Annotated in this window: 15 protein-coding genes and 1 pseudogene; 7 read left to right on the top strand and 9 right to left on the bottom strand. The window is 66.7% G+C overall.

Annotation, left to right across the window (positions count from 1 at the left end):
• Window positions 1-29 precede the first annotated feature (29 nt).
• Both RMCB_RS07390 and RMCB_RS07395 read left to right on the top strand, forming a co-directional pair.
• Window positions 30-635, top strand: coding sequence for a hypothetical protein (locus RMCB_RS07390; protein ID WP_062828340.1), 606 nt, complete (start codon window positions 30-32; stop codon window positions 633-635).
• A gap of 561 nt (window positions 636-1196) precedes the next feature.
• A complete protein-coding gene (locus RMCB_RS07395) occupies window positions 1197-1607 on the top strand; it encodes a transglycosylase family protein (protein ID WP_029373375.1) in 411 nt (136 codons plus the stop codon).
• 8 nt (window positions 1608-1615) lie between these two features.
• On the opposite strand, the gene RMCB_RS07400 is transcribed toward RMCB_RS07395, so the two are convergent.
• Window positions 1616-2452 (bottom strand): class I SAM-dependent methyltransferase, encoded by an 837-nt coding sequence (locus tag RMCB_RS07400; RefSeq protein ID WP_201028245.1) that lies wholly within the window; start codon window positions 2450-2452, stop codon window positions 1616-1618.
• A gap of 380 nt (window positions 2453-2832) precedes the next feature.
• Between RMCB_RS07400 and RMCB_RS07405 the strand changes: the two genes are divergently transcribed.
• The gene (locus RMCB_RS07405) at window positions 2833-3429 is read left to right on the top strand and encodes a hypothetical protein (RefSeq protein WP_062828248.1); all 597 of its coding nucleotides are present in this window, start codon (window positions 2833-2835) and stop codon (window positions 3427-3429) included.
• A gap of 92 nt (window positions 3430-3521) precedes the next feature.
• On the opposite strand, the pseudogene RMCB_RS07410 reads toward RMCB_RS07405, so the two are convergent.
• The 3 genes and pseudogenes from RMCB_RS07410 to RMCB_RS07420 all read right to left on the bottom strand — a co-directional run.
• Window positions 3522-4271 (bottom strand): annotated as a pseudogene (locus RMCB_RS07410) (L,D-transpeptidase); the annotation flags it as partial.
• A gap of 273 nt (window positions 4272-4544) precedes the next feature.
• On the bottom strand, window positions 4545-4865 hold the full coding sequence (locus RMCB_RS07415) for a hypothetical protein (RefSeq protein ID WP_062828249.1): 321 nt from the start codon (window positions 4863-4865) through the stop codon (window positions 4545-4547).
• Window positions 4865-5206 (bottom strand): heme-binding protein, encoded by a 342-nt coding sequence (locus RMCB_RS07420; RefSeq protein WP_234792041.1) that lies wholly within the window; start codon window positions 5204-5206, stop codon window positions 4865-4867. The genes RMCB_RS07415 and RMCB_RS07420 overlap by 1 nt, the downstream gene beginning before the upstream one ends.
• A 447-nt stretch (window positions 5207-5653) precedes the next feature.
• Between RMCB_RS07420 and RMCB_RS07425 the strand changes: the two genes are divergently transcribed.
• Genes RMCB_RS07425 through RMCB_RS07435 form a run of 3 tightly spaced genes read left to right on the top strand, consistent with a single transcriptional unit; the run spans window position 5654 to window position 7651 of the window.
• Window positions 5654-6259, top strand: coding sequence for a helix-turn-helix domain-containing protein (locus RMCB_RS07425; RefSeq protein WP_201028246.1), 606 nt, complete (start codon window positions 5654-5656; stop codon window positions 6257-6259).
• Entirely contained in the window at window positions 6252-6992 is a 741-nt protein-coding gene (locus RMCB_RS07430) for a B3/B4 domain-containing protein (protein ID WP_062828252.1), read from the top strand. The genes RMCB_RS07425 and RMCB_RS07430 overlap by 8 nt, the downstream gene beginning before the upstream one ends.
• Window positions 6986-7651, top strand: a complete 666-nt coding sequence (locus RMCB_RS07435; protein ID WP_062828253.1) for an FMN-binding negative transcriptional regulator — start codon at window positions 6986-6988, stop codon at window positions 7649-7651. Before RMCB_RS07430 ends, RMCB_RS07435 begins: the two co-directional genes overlap by 7 nt.
• Before the next feature lie 42 nt (window positions 7652-7693).
• Here RMCB_RS07435 and RMCB_RS07440 read toward each other — a convergent pair whose 3' ends face one another.
• Both RMCB_RS07440 and RMCB_RS07445 read right to left on the bottom strand, forming a co-directional pair.
• Window positions 7694-8341 (bottom strand): FKBP-type peptidyl-prolyl cis-trans isomerase, encoded by a 648-nt coding sequence (locus tag RMCB_RS07440; RefSeq protein WP_201028247.1) that lies wholly within the window; start codon window positions 8339-8341, stop codon window positions 7694-7696.
• 62 nt (window positions 8342-8403) lie between these two features.
• A complete protein-coding gene (locus RMCB_RS07445) occupies window positions 8404-9537 on the bottom strand; it encodes a hypothetical protein (RefSeq protein ID WP_062828342.1) in 1134 nt (377 codons plus the stop codon).
• A gap of 566 nt (window positions 9538-10103) precedes the next feature.
• Here RMCB_RS07445 and RMCB_RS07450 point away from each other — a divergent pair.
• Window positions 10104-11369 (top strand): S1C family serine protease, encoded by a 1266-nt coding sequence (locus RMCB_RS07450; RefSeq protein ID WP_407662114.1) that lies wholly within the window; start codon window positions 10104-10106, stop codon window positions 11367-11369.
• Between the two features lie 4 nt (window positions 11370-11373).
• On the opposite strand, the gene RMCB_RS07455 is transcribed toward RMCB_RS07450, so the two are convergent.
• The 3 genes from RMCB_RS07455 to RMCB_RS07465 form a co-directional block, all read right to left on the bottom strand.
• Complete coding sequence (locus RMCB_RS07455) at window positions 11374-11799, bottom strand: PASTA domain-containing protein (RefSeq protein ID WP_062828254.1); 426 nt, start codon at window positions 11797-11799, stop codon at window positions 11374-11376.
• 131 nt (window positions 11800-11930) lie between these two features.
• Window positions 11931-12983: a PucR family transcriptional regulator gene (locus RMCB_RS07460; RefSeq protein WP_062828255.1), complete on the bottom strand. Its 1053-nt coding sequence runs from the start codon at window positions 12981-12983 to the stop codon at window positions 11931-11933.
• Between the two features lie 148 nt (window positions 12984-13131).
• A complete protein-coding gene (locus RMCB_RS07465; protein WP_062828256.1) occupies window positions 13132-14565 on the bottom strand; it encodes an APC family permease in 1434 nt (477 codons plus the stop codon).
• Between the last annotated feature and the right edge of the window lie 12 nt (window positions 14566-14577).

The raw sequence follows: 14577 nt of genomic DNA on the forward strand, positions 1-14577 counted from the left end.
ACGGGGCAACAGAGAGGACCGCCGGATCGATGACCCAGCGCCGTTCCACGCTCGCCACCAGCACTGTGAAGTTCGCGATCGCAGGCGTGGCCGCGGTCGGTGCCGTCCTGGCCCCCGCCATCCCGGCGTTCGCTGATCCGGCCGCGCCGACACCGGCACCTGGTCCGTCAGATCCGGCTGTCGCGGCCCCCGGCCAGATTGTCGTGTCGAACGACGGCCCCGCTGGTCCGCCTGCTGCGCCGCCGGTTGGTCCGCCCCAGGTCCCTGAGATCGCGAATCCGGTGTACGGCTCCGGCCAGTACGGTTCGGGGCCGATCGGCTCGCTGCGCGATCTGTGGCACCAGGCCCGCGATCCTTACGCCTTCCAGGATCCCGACGTGGCCGGCGGCGTCGCGCCCCCGCCCGGTGCAGGTCCCGCACCGAAACTGCCGCCCGGATACGTATCCATCAATGCGCCAGGCTCCGAGACCCCGGTGACCGCGCCTGCCCCGGGTAGTGCGCCCGCTGGGCCCGCGCTGCCGCCCGGCTATTACCCGCTGAACGGTCCGCCGCCACCGGGATACCAGTTCAACAACTCACCGGGCGGTCAACCGCCTGCGCCCGGCGAGCCGGTGACCGCCCCGCCGGCGTCCTGACGGTTCTCCGTACACCTGAACTCACTGGGCGGCCCACGGTCGCCTGCTCGGCGTAGCGCCGGCGTCGCCAATCAGTGATACGCCCGTGTTCGCTTGCCTGACCCGCGGCGCGGTACGTGCCTCGCGCAGCCGCGTATCGCACCGCTGGTTCGGTGTCTGACGTGCCCATCCGTTAGACCTCAATAATCACAGGCACCTCATATATCACAGCAGTAACAATCTTCATTTTTACCACTGCAGCAACTTTGATCCGACTTGTATCAAAGCCACCATTTGTCACAGTAATTCAGTCCAATTGTGTGAATGGCGCCAGTGGTACTGGTGTCCGCATCGACAATCTGCAGGCTTCTGACCTGCATCTATGCGATGAATGGAGCCTCATTTGCCCCATTTGGCACATAACTATTAAATAAACTCAAAGAAGACAATTAGACTCTCTAGCACGCCTGATTAACTCACGCCCCGTGGGTAAACTCTGTATCACGATGGGGGTGGGGAAAGCGTCTCGCCCTTGCCTTTGAAGGGGTGCGCCTCGGCGCACGGCCCAATGAAGGGATCGACATGCTCGTGCGAAAGATCGTCACGGTGCTCGCGATCATCGGTGCGATGGCCGTGGCGCAAACAGCTCTGCAAGTCCCGGCCGCCGACGCTGAACCCAACTGGGACGCGATGGCCCAATGCGAATCGGGCGGGAACTGGGCCGCCGACACCGGTAACGGCTTCTATGGCGGGCTGCAGTTCACTCCGGCCACGTGGGCGGCCAACGGCGGCACGGGTTCGCCCGCCGACGCCCCTCGTGCCGAGCAGATCCGGGTTGCCCGCAACGTCCTGCAGACACAGGGACTCGGCGCGTGGCCGGTCTGCGGTGGACCGGTCGGCATGGCGTCGGGGACGTGTCGTTCGATGGTGGCCTGGATTCCCATCGGCCGTCTGCCGCGGTTGTGCACGCTGCTGCTCAACCCCTTTGGCTGAGCCGGCACCTAACCGATTGGCTTGCGGGCCCGCAGGGTGTAGCTCAGCGGTGCCACGCCCGACCGCGTCGTCAGTGCCCACTCGCCGTTGGGGCGCAATGTCATCTGGCCCGGGAGTGCCTCCCACGGCACGCTGTCGTGCTCGACGAACATCTCCAGCCGCAGACCCGCATCGAGCACGCCGGTGATGATCTCGCCGATGGAGTGATTCCACTCGTAGGTCTTGGTTGCCTGCAGTGGCGTGCTGGTCGGGACGTAGGTCGACGCGTCATCCCATTCCAAGGGGGTCTCGCGCTCGAAATACGGAAACCTCAGATGCAAGTCGTCGTCGAGGGTTTCGTCCATCGCCCACAGGATCGGGTGACCCTCGCGGATGTGGACGACGCCTCCCGGAGCGAGCAGTGCTGCCACGACGTCTGCCCATTGGCCGACGTCGGGCAGCCAGCACAGGGCGCCCACGCCCGTGTAGACCAGACCGAAGCCCCCGGCGGGCAGCACGGACGTGGCCTCGCGGACGTCGGCTTGAACGAAATCCACGGTGTCGCCGGTCTCGGCCACGAGTCGTCGGGCCTCCTCGACCGAGCGGCCGGAGAAGTCCAGGCCCGTCACCGCGGCACCGAGCCGGGCCAGCGAGAGCGTGTCGGTCCCGATGTGGCACTGCAGATGTACGGTTCGGACACCGCGGATGTCGCCGAGCCGCGGGAGGTCGAACCGTACGACGTGCGAGATCGCTGACCGGTCGTCGATGAACTGCTGGACGCGGTATCCGGAACCGTCCCGGGCAGCGTGCAGCCCGGCACGATCATCCCAGTTGGCGCGGTTCGCGTTGAAGAAGTCCGTCATCATCCGCACAGCCGTCGGCCATCGAGCGCCGTCGCGGTCCCCGGGTGGTTGGTTGCGTCAACGAAATATGCGCGGGCTGAAGGATTTTCGGCGCCATATTCGGTGGATGTGCTGCTGCGGCAGGAGCGGTAGCCGCCGGCGGTGGGGTGTCGGTCACCCGCTGCGATGCCGCCGCTCGTCGCCAGAGTCGTCAGTACGTGTGCGGGCATAGCCCGACCGTAGGGGTTGGCTTCTCGCGCTGACAACTGCTTTTCGGCGCGCCTGATTTTTTGCTGAGAGTTTGGATTAGGTAGACCACCTCGACAAGTTAGCGATATATCGTGATATTGACGCGATGCAGCGTTCAAACACACAGTTGAAGACCTCACGAGAGGGAGGCAGGCATGTTTCACGGTGGATTCCCCGGTGGATTCGGGTTCGGCGCAGCGGGTTTCGGTCCCTTCGGGGGAGGCTTCGGTGGGCACGGCTTCGGCGGCGGGTCCGGGGGCCCGAGATGGGGTGGCCCGGGTTTCGGCGGCCACGGGTTCGGTCGCGGCCAGTTCGCGGCGGCGGCCACCGCGGCCTTATTGCTGGACGGTCCGGCCGACGCCGCAGAGATCACCCGCCGGGTTACCGAGGCGACTGACGGCGCATTCACGCCGCCAGAGGGGGCGGCGGAGGTGGGTATCGGCCTGTTGGCAGGGCGTGGCGTGGTGACCGTCGACGAGGGTGTCGCAACGCTGACCGAGTTCGGCGAGAACATCCTGGCCTGGCGAGGCATCAACAGCGATACCGCGCATGCGTTCCTGGCGCAGGCGTCGAAGTTCGCCGGTGTCCTCAAGCTGCGCAAGGAGTTCTTCGAGGTCGCCGGTCTGGCCCGCACGATCATGTGGACCGGCACGGACGAGCAGAGGGAGAAGTTGGAGGAGGCGCGGGACACGATCCTGGCCGCCGTCACCGACGCCAAGCGTTCGCTCTACGCGGCTCTCGCCCAGGGCTGATCTGACACTGTTTCGGCGCGGCCGCGATCGGGCGGCCGCGCCGAAACCGCTTGTCTTACCGGGGCCTTCGCGCCGTCAGGCGAGCGGCGCGCTCAGGCCCATTGGTCCCAGGGCACGCTCCAGTCACCGTTCTGCCAGAGCTGCAAGGGTTTTCCGCCGGTGTTCTTGACCTCGACGACATCGCCGGGGACCGAGAAGTTGTAGAACCAGGCGGCGTTGTCGTGGTTGAGGTTCAGGCAGCCGTGGCTGGTGTCGGTCTTTCCCTGCGCCCAGACCGTGGCTTCGAGCTCATGCAGGTACACCCCATCCGAGCTGATGCGCACGGCGTAGTTGATCGACTCCTTGTACCCGAGGTGTGAGTTGATCGGTAGTCCGTAGGTGGATGAATCCATCACCACCGGGTTGCTCTTGTCCATGACGGTGTACACACCGGGCTGTGTCCAGAAGCTCAGCGTCTTGTCGCCGACCTTCTCGGTGCCGCCGCGTCCCATGGACGTAGGCATGGTGCGCACCAGCGTGCCACCGTCGTAGACGCTGACCTGCTTGGTCGCATCGTCGGCGATCGATATGTGTGACGCCCCGATGGTGAACGTCAACGGCGCGTCCTGGCCGACGGTGACCAGGGTGCCGGGGGCGTAGTACTGCGGCGGGCGCCAGTGCGCGGTGTGGTCATCGACCCAGTGCCACGCCCCGGCTACCGGCGGATCGGTGGTCACCGCAAGCTGGCGCTCGGCAGCGCCGCGGTCGTCGACGGGCCCGGCAAAGTGCGCAACCACGACCATCCCGACGCCGTAGGTGGCGCCTGGCTGCAGCGGCGCACCTGAGGTACCGGTCAACGACACCGGAGGCAGGCCTGGGTCGTCCGCGTGCGACACCCCCGCTGGTGCGCACAGCAGTGCTGTCAGCGCTGTCGCCACCGAAGCGAGCAGCATCGAAGCCCGCACTGCACTCACCATTTGCCATTCTCCGATTCACGAATTCGGACCCCGGTTGGGATCCAGTCGTTAGGCATCCTAGTGATCGTGCCTGTCAGCGAACCTGTGACGCGGCGCGCACGGTCAACTGCTCGACGCGATGCCAGGACCTTTCGGAGTATGCGGTGGTGACCGAGCCGACTATCGGCAGCCGTTCGCGCTGACCCACCGGCCGTTGTAGCCGATGCAGCCGCTGATGGCAGGCGGTGGCGGGGGAGGCGGCGGCGGAACGTCTTCGGGTAGTGGCGCGTAGTAGGCCGGCGGTGGGACATACGGCGCGACGGCGTCGGCGATGTTCGCGCAGCCGCTGACGTTGATCCGGCGGCCCGCACCGACGCACACGTCGGCCGCGGCGCTACCCGCGGGCGTGATGAACACCATCGCACCCGGAATGGCGGCTGTCGCCAACGCCGCCGCGAGCCAGGATCGGCGTGACCGTGACGGGGTCGATGATCTCGACATCACTGCCCCAGCAGCGGCTGGTCGGGTTCCGACATGCCGCAGCGGTTGCGGAAGTCGACGAGGGGTTGGCGGATACCGAGCAGATCCGTATGGGCCTGCGGATTGCCGTCGAAGTAGGTGCGCACCGCAGCCGCCATCTGGTCACGGGGCTGGCCGCGCAGGCCGGTGTAGAAGTCGTTGACGTCCGGGTGAGTGAACAGATATGCCGAAACCGATGCCGCGACACCCGCAGAGACACCGGCCAGGTCTGCGGCCGTGCAGTTGGGTGCGTCGACGGGCTCGGCACCCGCGGTCGCCGGCATGAGCAGGCAGGCCATGAGCGCGGCAGCTACGCCGGCCATCGGCAGTGTCGCCCGTCGCGCGATCGAAGAAGTCATTGGCATGGCAGGGCGATCCTTCCCGGTTGTGGCACCGATATCGAGCTGCGGCGCAGCAGGAGTATAGCGGGCCCGCTACCGGGCACGTTGCCGAATTCTCCTGGTGTTCCTGGGTCTTCGTCAGTCTTCGCCGCCGGGCAGCGGCGCCGTGGAGGGGTTCTGGAAGTCGGAGAAAGCTCCGGCGTCCCGACGATTCCCGCCACGGCCCGGCCGGCCGCGATCCGGCTGATTTCGCGGTCGGCCCGATCACCTGGTTGGCGGATCGTGATCACCGTCCTGCTCGGTAATCCGTTGTGCACCAAGGCTTTGCGATCCGTCCACGGGTCGTCGCGACGAGGACCCTCCCGGGTACCATCCCTGCACGGCCTTCAGTGTGGCTTCATGCACCACTAGTGCGCTATGGTGCACTACGTGGATTCGGTAGCCAAACTCGCGACCGCGATCGGTGCGCGCGTCAAGCAGGAGCGTCAGGCGCGCGGCTGGACCTTGGATCATCTCGCCGAGGTCGCGTCGGTCAGTCGCCGCATGGTGGTCAGCGTCGAGCAGGGTGCCGTCAATCCCAGTGTGGGAACGCTGCTGCGGCTCAGTGACGCTCTCGGTGTGGGGCTTCCGGCGCTGGTGGAGTCACCGGAACCGAAGGCGGTCAAGGTGGTTCGCAGCGGTGAGGGCGCGGAGCTGTGGAGTGGCGCGGCAGGCGGGCGCGGTGTGTTGGTCGCAGGCACGAACCCTCCGGATGTCATGGAGTTGTGGGACTGGTCGCTGGGGCCGGGCGACCGGCACGCCAGCGAGGCGCACGCCGCCGGTACCAAGGAACTCGTCCACGTGCTGGAGGGCGCGATCACGGTCGAGGTGGCCGATGAGGTGATCGCACTGGAAACGGGCGATGCCATCGCCTTTCCCGGCGATGTCGACCACGCGTATGCCAATCCCCACGCGGACGCGGCACGGTTCTCGTTGGCCGTGTTCGAACCTGGACTGGGCCCAGCGTCTGCGTCTTCGGAGGCCCGGCATGGCTGAATCCCTCGCGGCGTTCCTTGCCGGCGCGCGAATCGATGATGCCGTCTTCGCCTTGCGGCCCGATTACCGTGCTGTGCTGCTGGCGGTCGACGGCTTGGTGCCCGGGCCCAGCGACCAAGCCGGTGAGGCTCTGCTGCGCGAGGCTGAATCCTTTGCCGCGCAAGCGATCAGCGGAGGTCCCGTCGATCAGCTTCCGCACATCGCGGACTGGCGCGAGGCGTACCGCGCGTTCGGGGCGAAACCGCAGCGCACCCGCAACAGCGTGGAAGCCCTGACGCGGCGGGCGGGTTCGGGTCTGCCGCGGGTCAATCGGCTCACCGATATCTACAACGCGATCTCTGTGCTGCATCAGGTGCCGGTGGGCGGTGAAGACCTGTCCCGGTACCAGGGGGCGCCGCAGCTGATCCGCGCCACCGGCGCCGAAAGTTTCGACACCGTGGCCGACGGTCTGGAAGTCGTCGAGAATCCGGAGCCCGGCGAAGTCGTGTGGTGCGACGACGCAGGGGTGACATGCCGGCGGTGGAACTGGCGTCAGGCCCGCCGCACCCAGCTTCGGGAGGGCACCACGTCGGCGCTGTTCATCCTCGACGCGCTCGGTGCGATGACGGACGCGCAATTGCACGCCGCCGCCGAGGATCTGGCCGCCCGGCTGCGTGGGCTGGGAACGAATGTCCTTGTAGAACAACGCTTTATGTCCGGTAGCCTACTGAAAGCCGAGGAATCCGAATGCTGATCCACCCATGGGATGCCGCACTGGAAACTGCCGAATGGCAGGAGTGGCTTGCCCACACCGACCAGTTCGGGATTTTGGCGGTCAACAACATCGACCCGACTCAGGCGCCGGTGGTGGTGCCCACTCACTTCACCCCTGCCGGGGATGAGCTGCTGGTCCATCTGGCACGGCCCAATCCGGTGTGGCCGCACCTGGAGGCTGCCGGCGAGGTCCGGGTGGTGGTGATCGGTGATTACGCGTACATCCCGACGTATTGGCGCGCCAAGGCGGGTGGCCCCGACGAGGACGGCGTGCCCACCAGTTACTACACCTCCGTGCAGTTCGTGTGCCGCCCGACGGTGGTCGACGACGCCGAGGGCAAGGTGGCGATTCTGGCTGCTCAGCTCGGGGACTTCCAGCCCGAGGGCCGGCATGCCGAGGTGGCCGTCGACGATGGTCCGTACGGGCGCATGCTCCCGGGCATCCGTGGCCTCCGGCTGTCGGTTGTGCGCGTCGAGGCGAAGTTCAAGTACGACGACCATAATCCGGTCGAGCACCGCGAACGCGTCATCGGCAACCTCGAGGACCGCAACCATGGTCTCGACAGCGGAGCCGCAGCCCAACAGCGACGTCGACTGGACGCGATCGGCGACTGGAAGACGTTCCGCCACAACCGATGACCCACGTGGGCGGGCGCGCGATTCGGCGCGCCCTGTTGCAGCTCAGCTCGTGGCGTCGAGGATCTTGATCGCGAATACCAGCGTGTCGCCCTTCTCGATGCCGGCGCGCGGCTGACCTTCGGGATAACCGTCTGCCGGGGTCATGGCGACCGCCACCGTGGAGCCGATCTTCTGTCCGGCGATGGCCTTCTTGAAGCCGGTCACCACTCCGTCGAGCGGGAACTGGACGGGTTCGCCGCGCTGGTAGCTGCTGTCGAACACGTTGCCGTCGCGTCCGTTGACGCCCATGTAGCACACGGACACGGTCGCGGTGTCCGCGACGACCGGTCCGTCGCCGGGAACCAGTGTGTGCACCTGTGTCTCGGTCACACTGAACGGTGCGCCGACCTTGACGTCCGGCGCCGTGGTGTCGGTGGAACCCGTGACGCCGACGCTGCCGGTGGCTCCCGTCAGTGTCCACTGGGGATTGCCGCCCGCAGCCGGCGCTGCCGTCGGGCAGGTGCTGGCGATGGGTGCGGTGGTGCTGACCGGAGACGGCGCAGTAGCGGCTGAAGACATGTGTGTCGCCGGTGCGCTCGACGTACCTGCCGACGGGCTGCCCGCGTCGGAGCCACACGCGGCAAGCGTGATGGCGATCGAGGTAGCACAGGCCGCAAACCCGACGGAACGGGACACACGAGAGGAGTTCACGGCCGCCACGCTACAGTCCCCTTTGCGGTTCACCGGCAATCGGGCACCTGGCGGCAGAAAGGTCATGCCGACGTGTTGTAGCGGTACCTGTTGCGCGCCACCATCGTCAGCTTGAGATCGTCGATCAGCGGGTCGAAGAAGGTCGCGCGATATTCGGCATCGGTGACCGCCCGCGCGCTGACGTACATGAACGTCAGTGATCCCAGGAACAGGGTGGTGTAGGCCAGCGCTTGGGGGACGGGCACGACCAGCCCGAGGATGTTGGCCGAACCCGCGCCGCCGCGAGTCCATTTGTCGGCGACCTCGGGACTCAGCACGATGAGGCCGAGCACGAAGAAGATCCCCGAGGTGACTGCCGCGACCGTCAGAACCTGCGCGATCTGGGTGGCGGCGAGAACGAAAACCTCGTTGAATCGCTCGCCACGGGTGAGTGGATACGGTTCGTCAGGGTCGGGCATCCGGTCGAACGGTGTCCCTTCCAAACGATCGGCGTGACGCGCGGACGCTGAAGCCGATTGCAGGATCGGTTTGGCTCGCTCGACGAGGCGCGAGATCACGAACGCGACGGCGATCAACACCAGAAGACCGACGGCCAGCCACATCCGCACCGGGGTGATCGTCGCGGCCATCAGCCACACGTGGGTGTTGAAAAACACCAGCACGGTGAGGAGTACGACCGGCAAGGACCCGACCATCAATTCGCCGAGTCCCGCGATCTGCGTGATGGTGAGCCGGGCCGCCCAACCCAGGACCGATCCGAAACCCGATGCTGTGAGCGCGAGCACCGCGGCGACGACGCAGACCGTCACTCCCAAGGACACCCAGTCTCGCTGAATAGCGCTGCAGACCAAGGCAATCACCACTGACGTCGCCGACGCGACGGACTGACTGCGGTCCGTGGTCATCCGGGCGACCAGCCAGCCGACGGCGGCAGCAAGGGGCACCGCAACCGTCACGACGGTGAGCGCGACCCATTGAACCGGGGTGATGTCGACCTCGTCGACGTCAAGCGCCGTCGCGCCGGTGAGCAGGTAGATGATCATCGAGCATGCTGAAATCACGGCGAAGCCGGACAAGGCGGGAGCCGATCGCGGCCATACCGCCCGCAGTCGCCCGCGCGCTGTCAGAACCGAGGGAAGACCACGGTCCAGAAACCAGCGTTCGGCGGCGCGCAGGTCCGCGCCGGTTGCTGTCATCGGATCCTCGTTCGAGCGCACGGCGGGACTTCCACAGCGGCTCGACCGACGTGCATGAGTCCTCCGCTCGGTTCAGGACAACAACTTCCGAAGCGTAGCCGGTGCTTGCGGCCACGACACAGAATGCGGCAGTCCTGTTTTCGCCCGCTGGGCGGTGACGGTCGCATTCCCGGGTTCGCACGATCACACGTCTGACCCGCGCCAAAAGTCTTGGCCGGCACCGAACTCATTCTCAGCAAAGCCTCAGTCGGCGCAGGCAACCTACTTTCAGGCGCCGGCACGGCGCATGGGTATCTGCGTCTCGAGGAAGAAGAAAGCACGCAATGAGTGACTGGTCGAGGAATTCGTCACAGCCGAGCCACGATGAGTGGCGCCCGAAACAGCCTTCCGATCACCATAACCCGGAACAGTGGAACCAGTCCGGGTACCACTATGCGCCCAATTCGTCCGGTCTCAGTGGGGCGTATCCGCCGCCGTATGTGGCGTACCCCGATGCGGGCGCCTCCTACAAGGAACCGCAGGGACAGCAAAACCCGCCGCAGCGTAAGCGCTCTCGGGTCGGTGTCCTGGTCGTCGGCACGGCCGCGATGGCGATGGCTGCAGGTGCCGCGACGGCTGTCGCCGTGGTGGACCATGCGGGGCACGCGACACCCACCGCGCAGGCGCCCGCCCCGGTGAACATCGGAAAGCCCGCGCCGGCAAAGGGTTCCGCGCCGGCGCAGCCGGGAAATGCCGCGCCCACGGGTTCGGTCGAGCAGGTGTCGGCCAAGGTCCTGCCCAGCGTGGTGAAGCTCCAGATCGAAACCGGGCAGGGGCGTGAGGAGGGCTCCGGCATCGTCCTCAGCTCCGACGGGCTCATCCTGACCAACAATCACGTGGTGGCTGCCGTCGCCCAGGACGCCGGCAACCAGGGGCCGATGACGTCCGACAGCGGACCCCGCATGCGGATCCCCGGCCTGCCGGGCGGAATGCTTCCTGGTGGGCAGTTCCCAGGTGACAGCCAGGACGGGCCTGACACCCAGTCGGATGGGCCCTCCGCACGACCCTCTGGCCGGGTCTCCGGAGCCGCGCAGGCGACGGTGACCATGTCCGATGGCCGTACGGTGCCGTTCTCCGTCGTCGGAACCGACCCTGCCGACGACATCGCCGTGGTGCGGGCCCAGAACGTCTCCGGGCTCACGCCGATCACCATCGGTTCTTCGAAGGATCTGAAGGTGGGGCAGAACGTCGTGGCGGTCGGCTCACCGCTGGGCCTGCAGGGGACCGTGACGACGGGCATCATCAGCGCACTCGACCGACCTGTCGCGACCGGTGACGAGCAGACCGGTCAGCACTCGGTGATGAGCGCCATCCAGACGGATGCCGCGATCAATCCGGGCAACTCCGGAGGGGCGCTGGTGGACATGAACGGCGATCTGATCGGGGTCAACTCGGCGATCGCGTCACTGGGCCAGGGCTCGCAGGGTGGCGGGCAGAGCGGTTCGATCGGGCTCGGCTTCGCGATACCTGTGGATCAGGCCAAACGCATTGCCGACGAATTGATTTCGACAGGAACCGTCCAGCACGCCTCCCTCGGTGTCCAGCTGGCGACTGCCGAAGACAGCCACGGTGCTGCCGTCGCCGGAGTCGTCGACGGGGGCCCGGCGGCCCAGGCCGGCCTGCCCAGGGGCGCGGTGATCACCAAGCTCGACAACCAGGTGATCGACGGGCCGGACGCACTGGTCGCCGCGGTTCGTTCGAAGGCGCCGGGGGACAACATCACGTTGACCTACGACGACCCGTCGGGAGCCTCCCGGACCGTTCAGGTCACCCTCGGCCAGGTGCAGTCGTAACTGCCTAGTGCTTCTTGTTGCTCTGATCGGCGGCAGCTTGTGCCTGATCCTGCGCGGCCTGCTGCTGTGCGGCGGCGATCGCGGCCCGTCCCTCCGGGCTGGCCGCGGAGTTGCCGGCCTGGGTTGCGGAGGCCACCGTGGCGCTGCAGTTCAGGTTGAGCAGCACGGTGTCGGTGACCGCCGCGAACTTGTCGCCCTTGATCCAGGGTGCCTTTTCCGAGCTGGTCACCACACACTTGTCGTCGGGCAGCGTATCGCCCGAGCGGGTGGCGATGACACCCTTCATGCTCGCGGCCGAGAGTGCCGACTGAGCGTCGGCGTAGGTCTTACCTGCGTAGTCGTCCGCCGAGGCTACGCCGGTCGCCAACATTCCCACCGGAATGGCTGCCGCGCCGATTGCCATGGCGGCCTTGCCGACCAGCTTGCTCATCGTCCTCCGATCGGGTCGCATTCGTAACGCACAAGCGACGTTATGAGCGGCGCACTGTTAGGACGCTGAGATGGATCTGGCAGCTCTTTGGGGTTTTGCTGCGGATTCGGTTGGCCGGTGCGATAACGCCGTCACGGACGAAGACTGGCGACGCGTGCCTCGTTGATCCGGTGGACGCGAACGCTGACCTCCAGCTGGAACCGGTCGGCCGGGTTCTTCAGCGACAGTCCCGTGAGTTCCTCGATGAGCTTGATCCGGTACATGAGGGAGTGCCGGTTCAGGAAGAGGGCCCGGGCGGCGGCGCTGATGTTCGTGGCCTCGTCGAGGAGGATCTCCAAGGTGTGCACGAGTTGGCCGCGGCGGGTCTTGTCGTAGTCCACCAACGGCTGCAGGGTTTGCAGGATGGTCGCCATACACCGGGGATGCTGCCGCAGCACTTCAGCGAATTGCCATGAGCCAGCTGGTTTCTCGGTCACCGGTGACGCTACCGACGGCGCGACGGTGACCGCTTGGCCTTGCAGGGCAGGAAGCAGAACCCAACTGACGAGGTCGTCCGGCAGCGCCCTGAGCTGGTGGGCGGACGCGACCAACGCCGACACCGTCGCAGCAGGCTGAGCCGCCGAGAACTGACACATCACGAGGTCCTCGGTCACCGATGACCGCACCGACAGGCCCGCCGCGGCCGTCACGTCGTGCAGAGCGTGCGCGAAGGCCCCGGCGACATCAACCCAGGAGGCATGCTCGCGTTCGCGGCGGCCGATGGCCAGTTCGATCCGGGTGTCGGGCGACGACGGGCTGACCAAGGGCAGCAGGTTTCGCTGGACCTCGGAGAACGCGACTTCCCAGGGCAGCAGCACCACGGGAAACTCGTGGTGGTCCGCGAGCGGGACCAGTGAGGCCAGTAGTTCGTGGACGGCGACGTCCGGAGGAGGGTTCACCACCACCCCGGCGGCGCGGGAGGAGACGACGTAGGTGAGGAAGTCCCGTACACCCGGCTGATGGATGTCGGCGCCGGTGGTCAAGACGAGGTCACCGGCGCGGACGAAAGACTCGGCGGGAGCGTGCTTGATGTCGACCCAATGGACTTCGCGCGTCAACCCGCGATGCCCGGCGACGACCGAACCCTGGTCCAGCGGCGGAACGGTCAAGGCCGCCGCGACGCTCAGCGGCGTGTCCCGCGACATGTCGTCCCTTCTGCTGATGGACCGTATTCGGCTCGGCTGTTCGGTACCGGTGCCGGCGAGACCGCCGCAGGGCGCCGACACCGGATTCGACGGTATCAGCGCCCTGGACGGCTGTGGAATCAGGAGACGGGTCGGTGAGAGACGACACTCATGGGGCCGCCGAGAGTTCCGCGGTCGCCCGCCGGCTCAGCAGCATGCCGACTCCGAAGAACACCAGCGGCATCACGCCGAAGATCGCGGCCAGCGTCGGCGTCCCGCCGACCACCAGGGTCAGGTTCGATACGACCAGCACCAGGGCCGCGGCCAGGACGAGGGTGGCCGCCGATGCGAGCACCACGGTGCCGGTGGATCCGCCGCGGCGGCGGAAGAAGATCACCACCGAGACGGTCGTCAGCAACCACAGGATCGCCAGCGCCAGGATGCCCAGGCCACCCAGCGGGCCGAAGATCTGCAGCACCGGATCCAGCTTCAGTGCGGCGAGGACCGCCATGATCACGAACGATGCCACGGTGATGACCAGCGAGGAGTTCGAGGGCGAACCGTGCCGCGCGTGCACCTGGCCGATCTTCTTCGAGAAGACTCCACTCTGACCGAGGACGAACAAATACCGCGAGCTGATGTTGTGAAAGGCCAAGGCACACGCGAAAACACTGACGAACCAGAACGCGGTGTTGAGGTCACGGCCCACCATCCCGAGGTACTGCTGCGCGGTGTTCACCATGAAATTGTCGGGATCATCCTTGGCCGCCTGGATCGCGTCATGCCCACCGTTGCCCTCGATGAGAGCCCAGCTGGAGAAGGCATAGAACGTCGCCACGATGCCCACCGCCCAGTACGTGGCGCGTGGCACGGTGCGGTCGGGATCTTTGGCCTCGTCCCGGAAGACCGCGGTCGCCTCGACGCCGACGAAACCCCACAGCGCGTAGAGCAGGGCGATGCCGAATCCACCCGCGATGCCCTGCGGGGTGAACGAGTCGCCGGTGATGCCGTGTTCGCCGCCGCGCACCACGATCACCAGGTCCAGGACCAGCAGGATGGCGACCTCGGAGACCAGGAAGACGCCGAGAACCTTGGCGCTGAGGTCGATGTCGCGGTAGCCCAGCCAGGCGACGGCCGCGAGGACCAGCCCCGTCAACACCCACCAGGGGATGTTCGGTCCGTCGAATCGCGTGATGAGGCCGTTGAGGATGACGCCGTCGTAGGCGGCGACGGCGAGCAGGGTCGCCATGTAGGCCGGGAGCGCCAGAACGGCGGCGCCGGTCCCGGCCGCGCGGCCGAGTGACTCCCGGATGTAGGCGTAGAAGGCGCCGGCATCGGTGACGTATTTCGACATCGCGACGAAGCTGGCCGCGAAGAGCAGGAAGATCACGCCGGCGACGACGAATGCCACCGGTATGCCCGTGGTGTTTCCGAGCACCATCGCGATCGGCACGTTGCCGCCGATGGTCGACAGCGGCGCCGCAGCGGCCACGACCATCAGCACGATGGCGGGCACGCCGAGATGCCCGCGCAGTTTGGCCGGATGTCGTTCCGGTGACGTGTCGCCGCGAGGCGTGTTGTCCGCGTTGACAACCTCGGTCATGGGTTGATTCCT

It is taken from the genome of Mycolicibacterium brisbanense, from assembly GCF_001570425.1.
Lineage (GTDB): Bacteria > Actinomycetota > Actinomycetes > Mycobacteriales > Mycobacteriaceae > Mycobacterium > Mycobacterium brisbanense.

Coding starts and splice junctions, on each gene's coding strand:
- RMCB_RS07465 (WP_062828256.1), bottom strand. CDS start 14,565: ATGACCGAGGTTGTCAACGCGGACAACACGCCTCGCGGCGACACGTCA.
- RMCB_RS07445 (WP_062828342.1), bottom strand. CDS start 9,537: ATGACAGCAACCGGCGCGGACCTGCGCGCCGCCGAACGCTGGTTTCTG.
- RMCB_RS07390 (WP_062828340.1), top strand. CDS start 30: ATGACCCAGCGCCGTTCCACGCTCGCCACCAGCACTGTGAAGTTCGCG.
- RMCB_RS07420 (WP_234792041.1), bottom strand. CDS start 5,206: ATGGCCGGCGTAGCTGCCGCGCTCATGGCCTGCCTGCTCATGCCGGCG.
- RMCB_RS07400 (WP_201028245.1), bottom strand. CDS start 2,452: ATGATGACGGACTTCTTCAACGCGAACCGCGCCAACTGGGATGATCGT.
- RMCB_RS07415 (WP_062828249.1), bottom strand. CDS start 4,865: ATGTCGAGATCATCGACCCCGTCACGGTCACGCCGATCCTGGCTCGCG.
- RMCB_RS07405 (WP_062828248.1), top strand. CDS start 2,833: ATGTTTCACGGTGGATTCCCCGGTGGATTCGGGTTCGGCGCAGCGGGT.
- RMCB_RS07435 (WP_062828253.1), top strand. CDS start 6,986: ATGCTGATCCACCCATGGGATGCCGCACTGGAAACTGCCGAATGGCAG.
- RMCB_RS07460 (WP_062828255.1), bottom strand. CDS start 12,983: ATGTCGCGGGACACGCCGCTGAGCGTCGCGGCGGCCTTGACCGTTCCG.
- RMCB_RS07455 (WP_062828254.1), bottom strand. CDS start 11,799: ATGAGCAAGCTGGTCGGCAAGGCCGCCATGGCAATCGGCGCGGCAGCC.
- RMCB_RS07430 (WP_062828252.1), top strand. CDS start 6,252: ATGGCTGAATCCCTCGCGGCGTTCCTTGCCGGCGCGCGAATCGATGAT.
- RMCB_RS07395 (WP_029373375.1), top strand. CDS start 1,197: ATGCTCGTGCGAAAGATCGTCACGGTGCTCGCGATCATCGGTGCGATG.